General features: G+C 66.7%; 19 protein-coding genes and 1 pseudogene. 11 read left to right on the top strand and 9 right to left on the bottom strand.

What is annotated here, in order from left to right:
• Positions 1–133 precede the first annotated feature (133 nt).
• A pseudogene (locus VGG53_RS14925) lies at positions 134–673 on the top strand (HNH endonuclease signature motif containing protein); the annotation flags it as partial.
• Positions 674–693: 20 nt separating this feature from the next.
• Entirely contained in the window at positions 694–1,410 is a 717-nt protein-coding gene (locus tag VGG53_RS14920; RefSeq protein WP_414688974.1) for an SIMPL domain-containing protein, read from the top strand.
• A gap of 12 nt (positions 1,411–1,422) precedes the next feature.
• Here VGG53_RS14920 and hpt read toward each other — a convergent pair whose 3' ends face one another.
• From hpt to dacB, 4 genes are read right to left on the bottom strand one after another with little or no spacing between them, the layout of a single operon-like run.
• The gene (gene hpt, locus VGG53_RS14915) at positions 1,423–2,040 is read right to left on the bottom strand and encodes a hypoxanthine phosphoribosyltransferase (RefSeq protein ID WP_331518832.1); all 618 of its coding nucleotides are present in this window, start codon (positions 2,038–2,040) and stop codon (positions 1,423–1,425) included.
• A gap of 13 nt (positions 2,041–2,053) precedes the next feature.
• Positions 2,054–3,016, bottom strand: a complete 963-nt coding sequence (tilS, locus tag VGG53_RS14910; protein WP_331518830.1) for a tRNA lysidine(34) synthetase TilS — start codon at positions 3,014–3,016, stop codon at positions 2,054–2,056.
• A complete protein-coding gene (locus VGG53_RS14905) occupies positions 2,995–4,047 on the bottom strand; it encodes a zinc-dependent metalloprotease (protein ID WP_331518836.1) in 1,053 nt (350 codons plus the stop codon). Before VGG53_RS14905 ends, tilS begins: the two co-directional genes overlap by 22 nt.
• Positions 4,044–5,438 carry a D-alanyl-D-alanine carboxypeptidase/D-alanyl-D-alanine endopeptidase gene (gene dacB, locus VGG53_RS14900; protein ID WP_331518829.1) on the bottom strand — a complete coding sequence of 465 codons (1,395 nt, stop codon included), beginning with the start codon at positions 5,436–5,438 and terminating at the stop codon, positions 4,044–4,046. Before dacB ends, VGG53_RS14905 begins: the two co-directional genes overlap by 4 nt.
• Positions 5,439–5,550: 112 nt before the next feature.
• Here dacB and VGG53_RS14895 point away from each other — a divergent pair, with 112 nt between their 5' ends.
• Together VGG53_RS14895 and VGG53_RS14890 are read left to right on the top strand one after the other, a co-directional pair.
• The gene (locus VGG53_RS14895) at positions 5,551–6,039 is read left to right on the top strand and encodes an inorganic diphosphatase (protein WP_331518828.1); all 489 of its coding nucleotides are present in this window, start codon (positions 5,551–5,553) and stop codon (positions 6,037–6,039) included.
• 70 nt (positions 6,040–6,109) lie between these two features.
• Positions 6,110–6,802, top strand: a complete 693-nt coding sequence (locus VGG53_RS14890; RefSeq protein ID WP_331518827.1) for a hypothetical protein — start codon at positions 6,110–6,112, stop codon at positions 6,800–6,802.
• A 3-nt stretch (positions 6,803–6,805) separates the two neighbouring features.
• Here VGG53_RS14890 and VGG53_RS14885 read toward each other — a convergent pair whose 3' ends face one another.
• From VGG53_RS14885 to VGG53_RS14870, 4 genes are all read right to left on the bottom strand, one after another.
• A complete protein-coding gene (locus tag VGG53_RS14885) occupies positions 6,806–7,774 on the bottom strand; it encodes a TerC/Alx family metal homeostasis membrane protein (protein WP_331518826.1) in 969 nt (322 codons plus the stop codon).
• Between the two features lie 204 nt (positions 7,775–7,978).
• Positions 7,979–9,496: a PPE domain-containing protein gene (locus VGG53_RS14880; RefSeq protein ID WP_414688973.1), complete on the bottom strand. Its 1,518-nt coding sequence runs from the start codon at positions 9,494–9,496 to the stop codon at positions 7,979–7,981.
• A gap of 2 nt (positions 9,497–9,498) precedes the next feature.
• Complete coding sequence (locus tag VGG53_RS14875; RefSeq protein WP_331518825.1) at positions 9,499–9,807, bottom strand: PE family protein; 309 nt, start codon at positions 9,805–9,807, stop codon at positions 9,499–9,501.
• A 10-nt stretch (positions 9,808–9,817) separates the two neighbouring features.
• Complete coding sequence (locus VGG53_RS14870; protein ID WP_414688972.1) at positions 9,818–10,423, bottom strand: hypothetical protein; 606 nt, start codon at positions 10,421–10,423, stop codon at positions 9,818–9,820.
• A gap of 95 nt (positions 10,424–10,518) precedes the next feature.
• Between VGG53_RS14870 and VGG53_RS14865 the strand changes: the two genes are divergently transcribed.
• The 6 genes from VGG53_RS14865 (at position 10,519) to VGG53_RS14840 (ending at position 15,762) form a co-directional block, all read left to right on the top strand.
• On the top strand, positions 10,519–10,953 hold the full coding sequence (locus VGG53_RS14865) for a hypothetical protein (RefSeq protein WP_414688971.1): 435 nt from the start codon (positions 10,519–10,521) through the stop codon (positions 10,951–10,953).
• Complete coding sequence (locus VGG53_RS14860; RefSeq protein WP_331518824.1) at positions 10,950–11,738, top strand: hypothetical protein; 789 nt, start codon at positions 10,950–10,952, stop codon at positions 11,736–11,738. The genes VGG53_RS14865 and VGG53_RS14860 overlap by 4 nt, the downstream gene beginning before the upstream one ends.
• Before the next feature lie 58 nt (positions 11,739–11,796).
• A complete protein-coding gene (locus VGG53_RS14855; protein ID WP_331518823.1) occupies positions 11,797–13,065 on the top strand; it encodes a hypothetical protein in 1,269 nt (422 codons plus the stop codon).
• Between the two features lie 34 nt (positions 13,066–13,099).
• Positions 13,100–13,792, top strand: a complete 693-nt coding sequence (locus VGG53_RS14850) for a glycosyltransferase family 2 protein (protein WP_331518822.1) — start codon at positions 13,100–13,102, stop codon at positions 13,790–13,792.
• Complete coding sequence (locus tag VGG53_RS14845; RefSeq protein WP_331518821.1) at positions 13,789–14,124, top strand: DUF2304 domain-containing protein; 336 nt, start codon at positions 13,789–13,791, stop codon at positions 14,122–14,124. The genes VGG53_RS14850 and VGG53_RS14845 overlap by 4 nt, the downstream gene beginning before the upstream one ends.
• Positions 14,125–14,256: 132 nt before the next feature.
• Positions 14,257–15,762, top strand: a complete 1,506-nt coding sequence (locus tag VGG53_RS14840) for a hypothetical protein (RefSeq protein WP_331518820.1) — start codon at positions 14,257–14,259, stop codon at positions 15,760–15,762.
• An 11-nt stretch (positions 15,763–15,773) separates the two neighbouring features.
• Here VGG53_RS14840 and VGG53_RS14835 read toward each other — a convergent pair whose 3' ends face one another.
• Positions 15,774–16,718 carry an NAD-dependent epimerase/dehydratase family protein gene (locus tag VGG53_RS14835; RefSeq protein ID WP_331518819.1) on the bottom strand — a complete coding sequence of 315 codons (945 nt, stop codon included), beginning with the start codon at positions 16,716–16,718 and terminating at the stop codon, positions 15,774–15,776.
• Here VGG53_RS14835 and VGG53_RS14830 point away from each other — a divergent pair.
• On the top strand, positions 16,684–18,513 hold the full coding sequence (locus tag VGG53_RS14830; protein WP_331518818.1) for a hypothetical protein: 1,830 nt from the start codon (positions 16,684–16,686) through the stop codon (positions 18,511–18,513). The two genes, VGG53_RS14835 and VGG53_RS14830, sit on opposite strands and share 35 nt — an antisense overlap.
• Positions 18,514–18,516: the final 3 nt, after the last annotated feature.

The raw sequence follows: 18,516 nt of genomic DNA, 5'->3' as shown, positions 1-18,516 counted from the left end.
CGAACCCACGAAGGCAAGACCAAAAAGGAGATCATCCGCTGCCTCAAACGGGCTGTGGTCCGCGAGCTCTACCAGGCACTCCAAACCGACCTAAACCCAACAATGCAGAGACTTGACGCTGCATAGGAGCATCCACACCATTCCGTTCAACCACGAAAACCCGGCGGCCGGCGGCTTGACGGTGGCAGGCAATCTCAAATGTCTGTGCCGCCAACACCATCGACTGAAGACGTTCGGCGGGTGGCAGGACAAGCAGCTCGAGGACGGCACAGTCGTCTGGACATCACCCACCCGTCAGACATATCGCACTGCTCCAGCCGGACTCGATTTGTTCCCGCAGTCGCGTGCGCCGGCATGTGCGGCGCCTTCGTTGAACAAGCGGAGCAGGGCGAAGCAGCGAAGTACTCGAATTGCACAGGCGCGCAGCCATAATCGCGAGCAGCGCCCGATCAACGAAGCTCGCCGCAGGCTCGAAGAAGCGCGCAGAGCGGAAATCGCGGACCGCAAGTTTCGAAACCATATGCGCGACATGCTGTTCCTGTTCAAAGGTAAGCCGAGCACCAGCTCATTTTGTACCTGGGTGAACGAACCGCGCGAGCCCGAAGAGTTGCCACCGGACTGGGCGCTAGAAAATCCGGAACTTGAACCACTACCAGACGATCCACCCTTCTGAGCACGGCTAGGGTGCAGATCATGCCCATCACCCAACGCGGCAAGATGCCGCTCCGCCTCGTCCTCGCTTTGGTTCTTGCCGTGGCCGCGTCGGCCTGCGACCACAGCCCCGAACGGGTCGGCGACAACCCGCGTCAGGTGACCGTCGTCGGCTCTGGCCACGTGCAAGGCGTACCCGACACGCTCACCGCAGATGTCGGTATCGAATTCACCGCCCGTGACGTCACCGCGGCGATGGACCAGACCAACACCCGCCAGCAGGGGGTCATCGACGCCTTGGCCGGCGCCGGTGCCGACCGCAAGGACATCAGCACCACCGACGTCAGCCTGCAGCCGCAGTACGACAACTCCGGCGGTGCCATAACCGGATATCGCGCAGCCAACTCGATCCGGGTCAAGATCCACCCCGCCGGCACCGCGTCCCGTCTACTGGCTGTCATCGTCGGCACCGGCGGCGACGCGACCCGGATCAATTCGGTCAGCTACTCCATCGTCGACGACTCGCAGCTGGTGAAAGACGCACGTGCGCATGCATTTCAGGACGCCAAGGACCGGGCCTCCCAATACGCCCAGCTGTCCGGCCTTGGGCTGGGCAAGATCATCTCGATTTCAGAGGCGTCCGGAGGCGGCGCGCCCCCTACCGGGATTCCGGCGCCCCGCGCGATGGCGAATGTTCCGCTGGAGCCCGGTCAGCAGACGGTGAACTTCTCGGTCACCGCGGTGTGGGAACTGCGCTAGGGAATAGCCCGGCTAGTCCTGGTAGACCCTGGGGTCCAGGGTTCCGATGTAGGGCAGGTCGCGGTACCGCTCGTCGTAGTCCAGGCCGTAGCCGACCACGAACTCGTTAGGAATATCGAAACCCACATACGCGATGTCGGCATTGGCGCGCCGCGCATCGGGTTTGCGCAGCAGCGTGCACACCCGCAGTGAATGCGGATGCCGGGTGGCCAGGTTGCGCGACAGCCACGACAGCGTCAGGCCGGAGTCGACCACGTCTTCGACAATCAGCACGTCCCGATCGTTGATATCGCGGTCGAGGTCTTTGAGAATCCGCACCACGCCCGACGAAGACGTCGACGACCCGTAGGAGCTGACCGCCATGAACTCGAACTGCGTCGGCAGCGGGATCGCGCGGGCCAGGTCGGTGACGAACATGACCGCGCCCTTGAGCACGGTGATCAACAGCAGGTCGCGATCGTCCGCGGCGGTCCGGTCGCCGTAGTCCACCCCGATCTGTGCGCCGAGCTCGGCGATGCGGGTCTGGATCTGCTCTTCGCCTAGTAGGACCGACTTGATGTCCCCCGGGTAGAGCTCCGGCGATTCCGCTGCCACGAGCACAGCGTGCCATGTCACCGGGCCGGAAACCAACGGCGGTGGCCTGCTAGACGGGCTCCCGGTGCAAGGTCAAAACCCCGCCGCTGCGCCCGGCGACCAATCGCTGCTCGCGCAAGGCGGAGCCAACCGCCACCCCGCCCTGGCCGCGCCACGCGGTGACCAGCGTGTCCACCCCACGGATCTGCTTGTCGGTCAACCCGATCGCCCCGCCGGCGAGCAGCCAGCTGCGGATGACGCCGCGACGAATCGGGTCGGGCAGCGCCGTCAATGTCTCGGTGTCGAGCCCGTCGGCCGTCGCCGCGGTGGTCAGCGCCTCGGCGATCAGCACGTCGATCAGCTCCATGTCGGACCGCAACGCCGTTGCCGTGCGAGCCAGCGCCTCGGCGACGCCGCCGCCGAGCACTTCTTCCATCAGGGGCAGCACCTCGTGGCGCAGTCGCGTCCGGGTGAAACGGCGGTCGGTGTTGTGCGGGTCGTGCCAGACGTCCAGCCCCAGCTCGGCGCAGGCGGCATGGGTGACCTCACGTCGCACACCCAGCAGCGGCCGGCACCAGGGCGGGTCGTAGGGCCGCATGCCTGCGATCGACCGGGCGCCGGAGCCGCGGCCCAGGCCGAGCAGTACGGTTTCGGCTTGGTCGTCGAGGGTGTGGCCAAGCAGCACCGCACGATCCTGACGGGCATCGGCCAATGCCCGATAGCGCGCGTCACGCGCCGCGCCTTCTGGACCGCCATCACCGCCTACCTGTACGCAAAGCACTTGAGCGTCAACACATCCCAATTTCTCGGCTTGTGTTTGCGCGCCGATGGCCACCGCTGCCGAGCCGGATTGCAGACCATGGTCGACGATCAGCGCGGTGGTGGGCAGCATCGCCGCGGCAACGCCGGTGAGCGCCAACGAATCCGGGCCCCCCGACAGCGCCACACACCAGTGATCGGCAGTGCTGAGAAAGTCTGTTGCGAACGCCGCTACCGCCGCGCGGAGTTCGGCTACAGCACCCGGTCGATCCATCGTTGCGGGTATTCGATCTCACTCGGCCGGGGCAGGGTTTCCGGACTCGTCCAGATGGTGTTGAACCGCGTCATCCCGACCCGGTCCACCACATGGTCGACGAACGCCTTGCCTCGGGTGTATTGACCCAGTTTGGCGTCGATGCCCAGCAACGCGCGCAACAGCCGCTGCAGCGGTGGCTGCTTGCGGTGTCGTCGCTCGTCGAAGCGGGACCGGATGGCGGATACCGACGGAATCACAATGGGCCCAACGGCATCCATCACGTGGTCAGCATGGCCCTCCAACAGCGTGCCGAGCACCAACAATTGATCCAGGGCTTCGCGCTGCGGTTCGGACTGCACAGCGCGCAGCAGTCCGAGGATGCCCGTCGAGTTCGGATCGGACTGTGCGGAATCGCTACGGCCGCGGGCAAATTCGGCCAGCCGACTCACCACCCGTGCGAGGTCGTCGCTACCTTCCTTTGTCAGCACACCCAGCGCATCCGACATGTAGCCGGACAACCATGGGTTGGCGGTGAACTGCACCCGGTGAGTGACCTCGTGCAGGCATACCCACAACCGGAAATCGGAAGGATCGACCCGTAATTGGCGCTCGACCGCGATGACGTTCGGGTAGACCAGCAATAAGGTCCCGCCGTCACCGGAGGCGGTGAACGGGTCGTACTGGCCGAGGATGCCCGATGCGACGAAAGCCAGCACGGCACCGGTCTGCGCGCCGGTGACCCGTCCGCTGATCACCCCGCGCGGCTTGTCCGTTCCGCCGGTCATCGCCCGCATCGACTCGGCGGCCGCCCGGATCCACCCCGGCCGGTCGACGATACGGGCGTCGGGCACCGCGCCGTCGGTGTGCAGACCGGTAACCTCACGAACCGGCGGTTCGGCCGCCTTGGCTGCCATGGCCAGGTTGTCGACCACCTGACGGCGGGTGTAATCGGTGGACACCGGGCCCGGACGGGCCAGCCATTGGCCAACCGTCGCCGCGAATCCCCAGTCGACCGTGCGCCCAACCGTCAAGTCAGCGGCGGCGGTCACGCGACGCATCCGCACGACCAGAGGGTGGCCGCCACCGCGTCGATCGCCGTGCGGCCGGATAACCCGGCGTCATTGGAGATCAGCGCGAAGGTCAGCACCCGTCCGCTGCGGTCAGTCACCACCCCAGCTAACGCGTTGATGGCGGTCAGCGAGCCGGTTTTGGCGCGCAACCACCCGGACGGCCCGGCGCCGGCCGGGGTGCCGTCGAGGAAGCGATCGGACAGCGTGCCGCTGCCTCCCGCGATCGGCAGCAAATCCAGCAACGGCCGTAACGTCGGCTGGTCCGGTCCGGCTGCCGCTTGCACGACGGAGTCAAGGGTTTTGGCGGTCAACCGGTCGTCCACCGACAACCCACTGGAGTCCTGCAATATCGCGCTGCCGGTGTCGATGTGCGCGGTGTTGAGTCGATTGGTCACCGCATCGACGGCGCCGGTGAAGCTCAGCGGGCGCTGCATGGATGCGGCGACCTCGCGGGCGATGCATTCGGCCATCACGTTGTCCGAGACGTTCATCATCTCGTTGAGCCGGTCGATCAGCGGCGCCGACTGGACGGCGGCCAGTTGTCGCGCGCCGGAACCCACGGAATGACTGGTGACGGTCACCTGCTGCGCGTCGACCCCCAGCGCGGTGGCCAGCGCGCGGCCCGCGTCCAGGGCCGGAGTCACCGATCGCCGCGATTCGTCGGTTGCCGGCTGGATCCGCCCGGCGTCGAGCATCACCGATTCGATCGGCGCGATGTCGCCACCCTCGATGTCGGCCGGATCCCAGCCGGGCGCGAAGGTCGGGCCGCTGAACAGCGACGTATCCACCTGCACGGCGGTAGGCGTCACGCCGCTGCGGCGTACCTGGTCGGCGAGATCGCTGATCCGCGCCGCGCCGTGATACCAGGTGTCCTGCCCGGGCGGCACCGCCGACAGCGTCGGGTCACCGCCACCGACCAGCACGACGATTCCAGAGGCCCCCGGCTGGTCAGCGGCGACGACGCGGGTGGTCACCCGCGCCTCGCGGTCCAGCGCCAGCAGGGCGGCGGCGCTGGTCAACGTTTTGTTGGTGGACGCCGGCTGCAGGAGAATGTCGTCGAACTGCTGCCAGAGTTCCGTGCCGGTGACCGCGTCGGTGATCCGGCCGCCCAGCTTGCCCAGATTGGGGTCGGCAACCACTATCGCCAGCGCCGCCGCCAGCGCGGTGTTGCTGGGCATCGGCGCATTGGCCGCGACCGGAACGACGCCCGGCTTGGCCGTGACGGCCGGCGGCGGTGGCGGAACGTGCGTGCTGGCGCCGCGACCGGTGGAGGTGAGCAGGCCGGCGGCGGCCACCAGGACAGCAACGATCGCCAGCACGCCCACTCCTACGACCAGGTGGGTGGACGTACGCCACTGGGTGGGCCGCATGACTCTCCTGACTTCTTCGTGCCCATTGTGCCGAAGCCCCCGCGGACATACGTGGTGTGGGAGCCCTACGATCAACGCCAAGCAACATTTCTCAGCCGAAGGAGCCGGGCCGGTGCAATTCGACGTGACCGTCGAGATCCCCAAGGGTCAGCGCAACAAGTACGAGGTCGACCACGAATCAGGACGGGTCTACCTGGACCGCTACCTCTACACGTCGATGGTCTATCCGGCGGATTACGGCTTCATCGAAGACACCCTGGGCGAGGACGGCGACCCGCTGGACGCGCTGGTGCTGCTTCCTCAGTCGGTGTTTCCGGGCGTCGTGGTCAAGGCGCGGCCGGTCGCCATGTTCCGGATGACCGACGAGGCCGGCGGCGACGACAAGGTGCTGTGCGTGCCGGCCAAAGACCATCGCTGGGACCACATCCAGGACATCGGTGACGTCCCGGCGTCCGAGCTGGACGAGATCAAGCACTTCTTCTCGCAATACAAGTCGCTCGAGCCGGGCAAGTTCGTCAAGACCGCCGACTGGGTCGGCCGCGACGAGGCCGAGGCCGAGGTGCTGCGTTCGATCGAACGGTTCAAGACCGAGGGACACTGACCCTTTGTCGCTCGCACTGCCGGGCACCTGTTGGGGCGAGCCAGTAGCGCGGCGGTGGCATTCTGGCTAAATGGGCCCGCTGTTTCATTTCGCCGCGAACTTCTGGTGGCTGGTATTTCCCCTGGGCGGCGCGATCGGCGGAGGTATGCGCGCGATCGGCGCGGCCAACGAGCGCCGAGCCCAGCGACGGCTAGAACGGTATCGGCTCAAGCAGCAGGCCAAGATCGCGATCGCGGAAGCATCCGGGCGCAGGGAAAACAACGACGAGAGCCACCGGCGTGCCATCACCAAACTCCTCGCCGAGCACGATCGGACCGACGCGCGGTGGCTGGACTATGAGGTCGACATCGCCAAATTGCTGGACTTCCCGTTGATGACTGACATGCGGAATCCGCTGACCGTGGCCTTCCACAAGGCGAAGCGGCAGGCCGATTTGCTGCGCCCGGAACGTCCCGAGGACCTGCTCAACGATCGGACCGTGCAACTGGATTACCGCGATGCCGTCCATGAGTACGTCAGCGCATTCGAGATCGCTGAGGCCGAAGCGACCCGCCGGCGCCGCAGCGACTTCTCCGAAGATGACCAGCAACGGCTGGCGCGAGCTCAGCACTTGCTGCGACTTGCCGAGGACTCCGCAGCCTCCCCGCAGGAACGGCAGACGGCTTACGCCCGGGCCAACAAAGAACTCGACGGCCTGATCGTCCTGCCGGCCCCGGTTCGGGCGAGCATCGAACGGCGCATCGCCGGCCAGATCGAAGCCTGACGCTTAGTCGTTCCCACTGCCGCGGGTGACGTAGAGGCTGGCTGCTGCGGCGACAGCGAGCGTCGTCGTGATCACCGCGAGGCTGGCCAGCGTCGGTATTTCCGGGACGTCAACGTGCTTGCCGCCGTTGATGAATGGCAGATCATTCTCGCGCAGCGCGTGCAGTATCAGCTTGACCCCGATGAACAACAGGATGACGGCCAGCCCTTTGGACAGGTAGACCAGCCGCTGCAATAGCCCCTCGACGATGAAGTACAGCTGCCGCAGGCCCATCAGGGCGAACACGTTGGCGGCGAACACCAGATACGCCTGCCGAGTGAGGCCGAAGATCGCGGGAATGGAGTCGAGGGCGAAGACCACGTCGGCGGCGCCCAGTGCGACGACCACCAGAGCCATCGGGGTCATCGATCGACGCGATCCCGCCTTCACGAAAAGCTTGGCGCCGTGCCAGGATTCGGTGACGCTCAGGTGGTTGCGGGCGAACCGGACGACTGCGTTCTCGGCGTCGGTCTGGTGCGTGAGGCCGCGCGCCACTCGCAGCGCGGTATATACCAGAAATCCACCGAAAAGGTAAAAGACCCAAGAGAATCGCGCGATGGCCGCCGCGCCGAGCGCGATGAAGATGCCGCGGCTCATCAGCGCGATCACGATGCCGGCGAATAGTGCTTGGCGCTGAAGCACCCTGGGCACACCGAAGCTCGTCATGATGATGACGAAGATGAACAAGTTGTCGATCGACAGGCTGTATTCGGTAAGCCATCCGGCGAAGAATTCCACCCCGTACTGGTGGCCATGGAAGTACCACGTCCAGATTCCGAAGCATCCCGCCAGACCGATGTAGGCCGACAACGCGATCGCGGATCGGCGCATCGTCGGTTCCCCGGACCGACGCGCCATGACCAGTACGTCAAACAGCAGCACCGCGGTCGTGGCGGCCAGAGTGATGACCCACTCCAGCAAGGAGACGTGCACCGAAATACCTCCGGCCGTTGACAACCAGAGGTCTCTTCCACCGTCGCCATCACAACCGCGACGGCCCGCGGGCCGGTCACCCGGTGGTGGGCGACGTGATGACGACTCCGCGGCCGAGGAATACTCCCCTCTGCGGTCAGTCTGTCAGGTCGAGGTCCTCGCGGCGTGCTGAGGCCGCACCGCCTGTGGATCAACCGGCCGCGGCTAGACCTCGGAATCCCAGCTTTCGGGCAGCATAGGCAGGCGGGGGCCCTCGCCCATCTCGTCAACGGCCAGCGTGGCCAGGCCCGCCGCCCGCGCGCCCGCCCTGGGCGACGTTCCGGTGAATCCCAGCACCGCGGCTCCGTCGCCGTCGGACTGAAGATATTCATAGCGGTAGCCGCGCTGGTGCACCGCCGTGCGGCGGCGCTGCGTCCACACCGGGTCCCGATGCGGGACGTCTGCCGCTGCCGCGGTCGCTACGGCCGCATCGGACGAAGCATTGCTCTTGGCGGGGGCCGCCAGCGTCGATTCGCGGCGCAGACCCAATCCGCCCACCAGGTAGCCGAAGCCTTCCGCGCCAGTGACAGGCGGCGGGAACGACGGCGGCGGCACGCTCCCGCTGACTACGGGCGTCGCGACCGACGCCGTCGGCGCAGCCGGGACCGATGAATTCACCGGCGCGGTCACAGTCACTGGCGACACGACCGGCGCCGCGAGTCCCGGCGCCACCGGTTGCGGAAGCGGCGCGAGCGCCGGCGGAATGCCCGCGCCGGCCAGGCCGGCCAGGCCTGCCAGTCCGGCCGGAGCAGCAGCCAGTGGAAGCAGACCGGCGAGGTTGACCGTGGCCAGATTCAGCACCAGCGACGACAACAGCGGAAGCTCCTGGATCAGGAACCGCAACGTCCTGAGTGTCCAGTTGACGACCCGATATGTTTGCCACGCAACGAAATACGACATCAACTGGGGGAATTGCGACGGGTTCAGCAGGCCCTGCCAGTTCTGCTGAATCCACAACAGGGCGTTTTGGTTGCCGTTGACAAAGTTCGCAATGTTCTGCAGGTATTGCGCTGGGATCCAGTTGGCCTGGCCCTGCCCGGGGATCTGCTCGCCATCCGGCCCGAACAGCATCTGCCAGATTTCGGCCGGCGTCGGCAGCTGGAACGATCCTCCACCACTCCCGTTGCCACCGCCGGTCCCGCTGCCACTGCCGGACCCGGTTCCGGTGCCGCTGCCCGACCCCGTGCCTGAGGCCGCCGGCTCGGCAGTCGCCTGGTAGGTGCTCATGGTGGTGGCGGCCTGCGCCCACATCCGGGCGTAATCGGCCTCGTTCAACGCGATCGGGATGGTGTTGACGCCGAAGAAGTTCGTCGCCATGAGGACGGCGTGAATTGCGTGGTTGGCGGCCAATTCCGGCAGCGTCGGCATCGCCGCCAGCGCCGCGGTGTAGGCCGCCGCCACTGTCTCGTGCTGAGCCGCGGTCTGCCCGCTGACCGCAGTTGCCAGCGCCAGCCAGGCGAGGTAGGGCAGGTGGGCGGCCTGGTAGATCTCCGCGGTCGGCCCATGCCACACCTGCTGCGCGCCGGTCAGCACGGCGGTCAGTTCCGTTGCTGCGACGTCGTATTCGGCGCTCAGACCCGTCCACGCCTGTGCGGCCGCCAGCAGCGGCCCCGGCCCGGGCCCGCTACTCAGTAGCGATGAGTGCACCTCGGGCGGCAACGCCATCCAGATCGGCGCGGTCACCGTCAGCCGCCGGCAAGCGGATACGTTCCCGCGGCGGCGGCATCGCCGGCGGCATAATTGGCGCCGGCGGCGGCCACGCCCACCCCGGCCCGGCCCAACACCTCGACGCCCTGGGCCGCGGCAGTCGCGTGCTGAACGCCACGTGCACTGAACATCGCGGCCGATTGCACAGATACCCGATCGGCGGCCGGTGGCACCACGACGGTGGTCAACGGAGCCGCGCCGGCGTGGGCCGCCACCAGCCGGGCGGTGATCGCTTCGACCGCAGCGCTCGTCGCGGCCAGACCCTCAGGAATGACGCGCAGTGTCATGAGATCTCTCCTAACGCCTGGACTCCCCGCTCGGCAGGTGCGCCGAGGCAGAGTGTTCGATTCCGAGCGCCAAAGCCCACGCGAGGAGGCCGGCGATCAGGCCAAAGACCAAGTGGTACACCATCTTTTCGACCATCCCGGTCGAGACCACAGCCGACAGGCGACCCCGCTCGATGAGCGCGACCACCGGCGCGGCAAGCGCGACAAGGTGAATCGGGGCAGCGGCCGGCGCGATCAGCCAGCGCCGCCCGCGCCTAGTGGCTACTTCAGTCACCGCGTACAACAGAATCGCCGCGGCCAGGTATCGGCTATCGGTCCACGGGTTGGTCGCGCCGCCGACCATCACCGTCGCGATCGTGCAGGCGGCCCCGACCGCTACAACCGTCTGCGCCCGGTGCGTAACCAGAGCAACCGCAACCAACAGGGTCAGCCAGATCAGGCCACGATGTCCGGGCAACCCCAACGGAACCCGGACGTCCGCGTACGTGACGATCAACCCGGTGGCCAGCACCGGGAAAACGACTTCGCGCGCAATCACTGCGCCGTTGGTCGACGGCAGCGTGAGACGCGCCGCAGAAATCCCGCAAGGATCAGCGGCCGCAGATGGTTGCCGCACGTGCGGGATACTACCGGGTATATCTTCCCGATATGCGGAATCGTGTCGGGGCTGTGTTGATGCAGTCGGCCCCGCGCCTATGCGCGACGATGCTGATGCTCACGACACTGAACGCGGGGTGCGGCGGCCAGGTGTCCGGTGATCGTGGCGGATCCGGCCACCGAGGCCAACACGGCGATGCTTCCCACGGAAGTTCCCTTGCCGTTCAACAGAATGACCGAGTCCTCGCCCACTTCACGCTGCGGCAGTTGCAAGATCTGCCGCAGGCCGAGATCGCGACGCCGCAGTCGCGCGGCGCGGTCATCCAGAAAGGTCCCACTGTGCGTTCAGTCCTGGACGCCGCCCACGCGGCCGGCGTCGCCAGTGTCCGAGTGGAAGGCAGCGACCCAGCGCAGATGCTCACCTCCGCAGAGCTCACCACCGGGGTCATCCTGAACATCACCAGACGCAACACCCTCAAGCTCGCCGGGACCACCCTGGACGTCGACCGGTGGGTGCGCGACGTCACCAGCCTGGTCGTCAACCCGTGAGCGGAAGGTCGGCGCTGGCCGGCGTCGATATCCTGGTCGGGATCGATGACACCGACAACCTGCACAGCCCCGGAACGGGCCGGCGGGCGCGCGCACTGCTGGAGGAGCTGGCGGCGGCTGAGCTTGCGGCCCCGGCCGCAGCTACCCGTCACCAGCTTCTGGTCGACGACCGAATCCCCTACACCTCACACAACTCCAGCGCATGCCTGGCCTTACGCAGCCCGGGCGGCGACCCGGACAGCGTGCTCGGCCAGATCATCGACCTCGCCGGGCGGTTCCTCGAGCGGGTTTGTCCGGCAGATGCCGACCCTGGGCTCGCGGTGGCCATTCCCCGCCGCTTGGCCGAAACGGTCCGATCAGTGGTCGATTTCGGCTTCAGGGCCAAACGCGAAGTGCTGCGAACTCAGGAGGCCCGGGAGCTTGCCGCCAAGCTGGGCGTGCATTTGTCCGGACACGGCGGGACGCAAGACGGCGTTGTCGGCGCACTGGCCGCCGTGGGGCTGCAACTGTCCGGCGATGACGGGCTGTTCATCACTCTGCCGGGGATCCGCGAGCTGCCGATGCACGCCACAGTCGAGGAGCTGCGCTCGCTGGTTCCAGTCGACCTCGGTTACCACCCGATGCACGGCCGACCCGAACCCGGTGAGGTGATCGAGCTGGGCGACTGGGTGCGCCCGGTGCTCCTCGGCGGTCAGGCCGTCCTGTTGCTCGAGCCACCGCGGCAACAACCCGACGGCAGCAGAAGGTGGCGGACCGCGCCGCGGTCGATCGTCAAACAACACTGAGGCCTCGCCGCCGCCGGGCTTTGGCATCCGTCACGACGATGCTGAATAGTTTCGAACCGTGACTGAAGTGGGCGGCACTGCCGGCGTGGGAGCTTTTGCCAGCCCGATCGCGCGCAGCAGCGTGGCCCGAGTGGGTACCGCGACCGCGGTGACGGCGGTGTGCGGCTACGCGGTGGTCTACCTGGCCGCCCGCGATCTGGCGCCGGCCGGTTTCTCGGTCTTCGCGGTGTTCTGGGGAGCGTTCGGGCTGGTCACCGGTGCAGCCAACGGCCTGCTGCAGGAGACCACCCGCGAGATCCGCTCGGGGGGCTATGAAAGCCGAGCCGAGGTGCTGCCGGGTCGGCGCACCCATCCGCTGCGGGTGGCGGGCATGGTCGGGATCGGCGCCGCAGTGGCCATCGCCGCCGGGTCACCGCTGTGGAGCGGCCGGGTGTTCGCCGACGCCCATTGGCTTTCCGTGGGCCTGCTCAGCGCGGGGCTGGCGGGATTCTGCCTGCACGCCACGTTGCTGGGGATGCTGGCAGGCACCAACCGCTGGACGCAGTACGGCGCGCTGATGGTCACCGACGCCGTGATCCGGGTGGCAGTCGCGACGGCGACCGTCCTGGTCGGCTGCGGCCTGGTCGGCTTCTTATGGGCCACCGTCGCGGGCGCGCTGGCCTGGCTGATGATGATTGCGGTGTCGCCGGCGACGCGATCGGCGGCGCGGCTGCTCACCCCGGGCGGCACCGCGACCTTTTTGCGCGGGGCGGCCCATTCCATCACCGCGGCGGGCGCCAGCGCGGTCCTGGTGATGGGCTTTCCGGTGCTGTTGAAGGTCACGTCCAGCCAGCTCGGCGCCCAGGGTGGGGTGGTCATTCTGGCCGTCACCTTGACCCGCGCGCCGCTGCTGGTGCCGCTGACCGCGATGCAGGGCAACCTGATCGCGCATTTCGTCGACGAGCGAACCGCGCGGCTGCGGGCCCTGATCGCGCCGGCGGCGCTGGTCGGCGCGATCGGCGCGGTCGGCGTGCCGGCAGCCGGTCTGGTCGGCCCGTGGCTGCTGCGGGTCGGCTTCGGGCCGGACTATCACGCGGCGGGCGCGTTGCTGGCCTGGCTGACCGGGGCGGCGGTGACGATCGCGATGCTGACGCTGACCGGCGCGGCGACGGTCGCGGCCGCGTTGCAGCGCTCCTACGCGCTGGGCTGGGTGTGCGCGACGGTGGCGGCGACGCTGCTGCTGTTGTTGCCGCTGCCGCTGGAGACCCGCACGGTGGTCGCGTTGCTGTGCGGTCCGCTGGTGGGCATCGGCGTTCACCTGGGCGCGCTTGCGCGTCCGGGCCGCTGATCTGCGGGTACCGCGTGTACGTTGTGGGCTTGAAATGCCCACTGAAATGCCCGACGTCTGGATCGTCGTCCCTGCCTTCAACGAAGCGGGTGTAATCGGCGAGGTGATCACCGACCTGCGGTCGGTTTTCGCCAATGTGGTCTGCGTCGACGACGGCAGCGCCGACGACACCGGCGACATCGCCCTGCACGCCGGCGCGCACCTGGTGCGGCACCCGGTCAACCTGGGCCAGGGTGCCGCCATCCAGACCGGCGTCGAGTACGCCCGCAGTCAGCCCGGGGCGCAGGTCTTCGCCACCTTCGACGCCGACGGCCAGCACCGGGTGCACGACGTCGTGGCGATGGTCAACCGGTTGGCCGTCGGCGATACCGACGTCGTCATCGGTACCCGATTCGGCCCGGGCGTCAGCCGGCCGCCGCTGCTGAAACGGGTGGTGCTGCAGACCGCCGCGCGGCTGAGCCCGCGCGGTCGCCGGCTGGGATTGACCGATACCAACAACGGGCTGCGGGTGTTCAACAAGACGGTCGCCGATCGGCTGGACATCACCATGACCGGGATGAGTCACGCCACCGAGTTCATCATGCTGATCGACGAAAACCGTTGGCGCGTCGCCGAACAACCCGTCGAAGTGCTCTACACCGCATACTCCTCGGCCAAGGGTCAACCGCTGCTCAACGGTGTCAACATCATTGTCGACGGATTCCTGCGAGGAAGGATGCCGCGATGAACTGGATTCAGGGCCTGCTGATTGCCTCGATCTTCGCGCTGGTGGTTTATCTGCTGCGGTCCCGTCGCAGCGCTCAGTCCCAAGCCTGGATCAAGGTGGGCTTCGTGTTGTTCGTGCTGGCCGGTGTGTACGCGGTGCTGCGGCCCAACGACACCACGGTGGTGGCGCACTGGCTGGGGGTGGCCCGCGGCACCGACCTGATGCTCTACGCGCTGATCATCGCGTTCAGTTTCAGCACGCTGAGCACCTATTTGCGGTTCAAGGACCTCGAAGTGCGTTACGCGCGACTGGCCCGCGCCGTCGCACTCGAGGGTGCACAACCGCCCGAGTGATCAGCCCATGGGGCCGATGAATTAGGTATCTCACATGGGTTGCTGACGCCTTCGCAGCCTATTCTCAGGATGAGGGAAGCTTGCGACACTTTCTTCCGGGTGAATACCACGACAAGATCGGAAAGCCCATCGATGACTCGCTCTCGATTGACTTGTGTACTTGCCGCGGTAGCCAGCAGTGTTTTCGGAGTTTCGTTCCTTCCCGACGCCGTCGCGATCGCCGACGACGTCGACATCGCAGCACCGGCCGCCGATCCCTTCGATGCGGCCGGTTACACCATCAATCCGGTCGAACCGGAAACGGTGACCGGTCTGTACAACATCAGCACTGCGCCGCCCGGCGTCAACTCAAGCATCCAGGGCTATGGGCTGTTCGACGTCAGTGGAAACGATTCCGATGACCCGGTCGGACATTTTTATGCCTACGTGTCCACCGTTCCCTATCTGGGGACCCGCACCGATCTTGCGAACGAAGAGCTCGCGACCAGCCAGGTACTCTACGTCAGCCCCGACGTGCCGGGATACGAAGATCCAACCGGAATAGCCCCCAGCGCGGGATCGGTGATCAGTACCACGCACAGTTTCGGCGGCCTATTCACCAATGTGTACTCCGCTATACCGTCGGGGGATACCACCACCATCACGGACATCTTGAAGACTCCGTTCGGCAACATCGACCTGTCCCAACTCGTCAATGTCCTCAAGATCGACGCCGTTAACTTGCCGTCCGTGCTACCCAACGGGATCACCGCGACCAGCGGCCCAGTCATCACCGCCGTCAGCGGACTTCCGCCGTTCACCATTGACCACCAGGGCTATCAAACATTCCAATCCGGTGACAATCCGGATGCCACCTTCAACGCCCTCCAGACCACCACCACTGACGGAGTCGGTTTCCACACCGAAGCGTTCCTGGTCACCGCACAAACGGGTACCGCCGACTCGCTGCCGATCGGATCGGTCTACAACACCATCGATTTCTACAACCTGTCGAACGTTTACTCCTCGATTCCACAACCCGACGGCACCGACGAAGTCACAGACACTCTGATCGACACCAATACTGGCCAATCTGTTGATCTTTCGCCCATATTCTTTCCCTATGACGCGTCCGCCGGCCTCAACGACGGCTCGCTGCTACGACCTATTTCGTTTGGTGACGACATCATCAAAGCCGCACCCGACGCGCAGTTGACCTACACCGGAATCAACGGTCTCCCACCGGGAAACTTCTCGATTCAGGGGGTAGGCCTGTTCGGTATTTACGGTGACGGCGCCGACACTCCGTCGTCGACCTTCGAAGCCGACGTGACCACCATCCAGCCGATGTTCGTCAGCTCCTTTACTGAAACGCTCCTCGTCACTGATTCGGCGGACCCGACTTTGCCAGACGGCTCGATAATCGATTTCACTTCATGGGGTCTCGGTTTCGAGAATTTCTACACCGACTTGCCGGGGTTGGGCCCAGACGGTCAGAACCTCATCACCGATACCTTCGTGACGCCGTTCGGAAACCTGGATCTCTCCTGGGTGTACGCGAGCTTGGACGCTTCCGCAGGACTTACTCCGGCCGAAGGACTGGCATCGTTCGCGGACCAGCCCTGGCTTGACCTCTTCGACACCGTGTTCGGCCTATGACCTCTCAGCCACTACCCGGCGTGCAGGTGCCGGAAGTACTCCACCGTACGAGCCACTCCCTCGTCGAGCCGCACCTGCGGGCGCCAGCCCAAAACCCGTTCGGCTGAACCGATGTCGAGGCACGACCGCTTGAGGTCGCCCAGCCGGGGCGGCTGGAATTCCGGGTCGTCGGGCGCACCGACCGCAGCCGCCACCGCTGAATGCAGTTGGCGGTCAGAGGTTTCCACGGCGGTGCCGACGTTGAAACGCTGCCCGCCGCCGTCTGGGCCGGACGCTTTGATGAACGCGTCCACCACGTCGTCGACGAACACGTAGTCACGGGTGTTGGAGCCGTCGCCGAACACCTTGGTGGGCTTGCCGGACAGCAGCGCCTGCGCGAAGATCGCCACCACCCCGGCCTCGCCGTGCGGATCCTGCCGTGGCCCATAGACATTGGCCGGCGCGATGTGCGAACACTCCAGGCCGTAGAGATGCCGGAAGGTGTTGAGGTAGATCTCGCCGGCAACCTTGCTTGCGGCATACGGCGACGCCGGGTCGGTGGGCACCGCCTCACTGGTCGGGTAGGTCGGCGGCGTCCCGTAGATCGATCCGCCCGAGGAGGTGTGCACAATCTTGCGCACCCCGGTCAGGCGTGCGGCTTCGGCGAGACGCACAGTGCCGATCACGTTGACCGACGCGTCGAATTGCGGGTCGGCCACCGAGTGCCGTACATCGATCTGCGCGGCCAGGTGGAACACCACCTCCGGGTGGTACTCGTCGAGGATGGCGTGCAGATCGGCGGTCACGATGTCGGCCTCGACGAACGCGAACTCGGAATTGTCGGCCAGATGCTCGATGTTCGTGGCCCGCCCGGAGGCGTAGTTGTCCAGGCCGACGACGCGATGCCCGTCGCCCAGCAACCGGTCGACTAGCGTCGACCCGATGAACCCGGCAGCCCCGGTGACCAGTGCGCGCACCGGCCCACCATACCGACGGGCCGCCGGGATACCGAAGGTGGCGCTGGCCGCGGGATTGCTCGTCGCGGCGCAGCTCGTGATCCGCGGCGTGCTGGCTTTTCGTGGCTACTTCTATTGGGACGACCTGATCCTGGTCGGCCGCGCCGGCACGCACGGCCTGCTGTCGCCGTCGTTCCTGTTCGACGACCACGACGGCCACGTGATGCCTGCCGCGTTCCTGGTCGCCGGCGCGATCACCCGGCTGGCGCCGTTGAATTGGACTGGGCCGGCGATCAGCCTGGTGGTGTTGCAACTGCTGGCCTCGCTGGCGCTGTTGCGCAGTCTGTACGTGATCCTGGGCTGGCGGCCGGTACTGCTCGTGCCGCTGACTTTTGCGCTGTTCACCCCGCTGGGCGTGCCGGGGTTCGCGTGGTGGGCGGCGGCGCTGAACTCACTGCCGATGCTGGCCGCACTGGCCTGGGTCTGCGCCGATGCGATCCTGCTTGTCCGCACCCGCAATCAGCGCTACGCGGCGACCGGCGTGCTGGCCTACCTCGGTGGGCTGCTGTTCTTCGAAAAGACCGCGGTGATCCCGTTCGTCGCGTTCGCGGTCGTCGTGCTGCTCTGCCACGTGCACGGTGATCGGTCAGCGGTGCGGACGGTATGGCGCGCGGGGCTTCGGTTGTGGACGGCATCGCTGGCGCTGACCGGCATCTGGGTCGCCGTCTATCTGGCCGTGGTCAACCAGCGCCGGTGGAGTACGGATCTGGCGATGACGTGGGATCTGTTGCGCCGCTCGGTCACTCACGGCATCGTTCCCGGCTTGGCCGGCGGCCCGTGGCTGTGGGCAAGATGGGCGCCCGCCTCGCCGTGGGCCGTGCCGCCGATGGCTGTCCAAGCGCTGGGCTGGCTGGTGCTGGTCGCGGGGCTGGCCCTGACGCTGGCTCGCAAGCAGCGCATCGCGCCGGTGTGGCTGATCGCGGCCGGCTACGTGGTCGCCTGCCAGGTACCGATTTATTTGATGCGCTCGTCACCGTTCACCGCACTCGAGCTGGCCCAAACCCTGCGCTATTTCCCCGATCTCGTCGTTGTGCTGGCTTTGCTGGCTGCTGTCGGGTTCTGCGCACCCAACCGCTCATCGTCCCACTGGCTGGATGCCTCGGCGCGACGTGCGGTGGTCACGTCTGCGGTGGCGGCTTCGTTCGTGGCCAGCAGCTGCTATTCGACGGCAACGTTTCTGACGTCCTGGCAAGACAACCCCGCGCAGCCCTATCTGCAGAACGCCCGGCGCGATTTGGCTGCCGCGCACCGGAATTCGAGTGCACCGCTGCTCGACCAAGAGGTCGATCCGCTGGTGCTCGGCCGGATGGCCTGGCCGGACAACCTGGCCACCCATCTGTTCGCGCTGATCCACGATCGCCCCGAATTCAGCTTGGCGACAACGCAATTGAAGACACTGGACAGCAACGGCCGATTGGTCGACGCGCAGGTGACCTGGGTACGCGCAATGGCACCCGGGCCGGTACCGCAATGCGGATACCTGGTACAGCCCGACCGCCCTGTCGAACTCGGCCTCGACGGCCCCCTGCTACCGACGGATTGGACGGCCGAGATCAACTACCTGGCCAACAGCGACGGCTCCATCACGGCAGCACTGAGCGAGGGCACCGACACCCGGGTTCCGGTGCATCCCGGGCTCAACCGGGTCTACCTGCGACTCCCCGGCGCGGGCAACGCCATCCGGGTGCGGGCCAACACGGCGTCGCTGAGCGTATGCATCGCGGCCGGGCCGGTGGGTTACGCGCTGCCGCGCTGACCC

Origin of the sequence: Mycobacterium sp. (genome assembly GCF_036490025.1) — a bacterium.
GTDB lineage: Bacteria > Actinomycetota > Actinomycetes > Mycobacteriales > Mycobacteriaceae > Mycobacterium.
The sequence above is the reverse complement of the archived record's forward strand: the minus strand, read 5'-3'. Positions and strand labels throughout refer to the sequence as shown.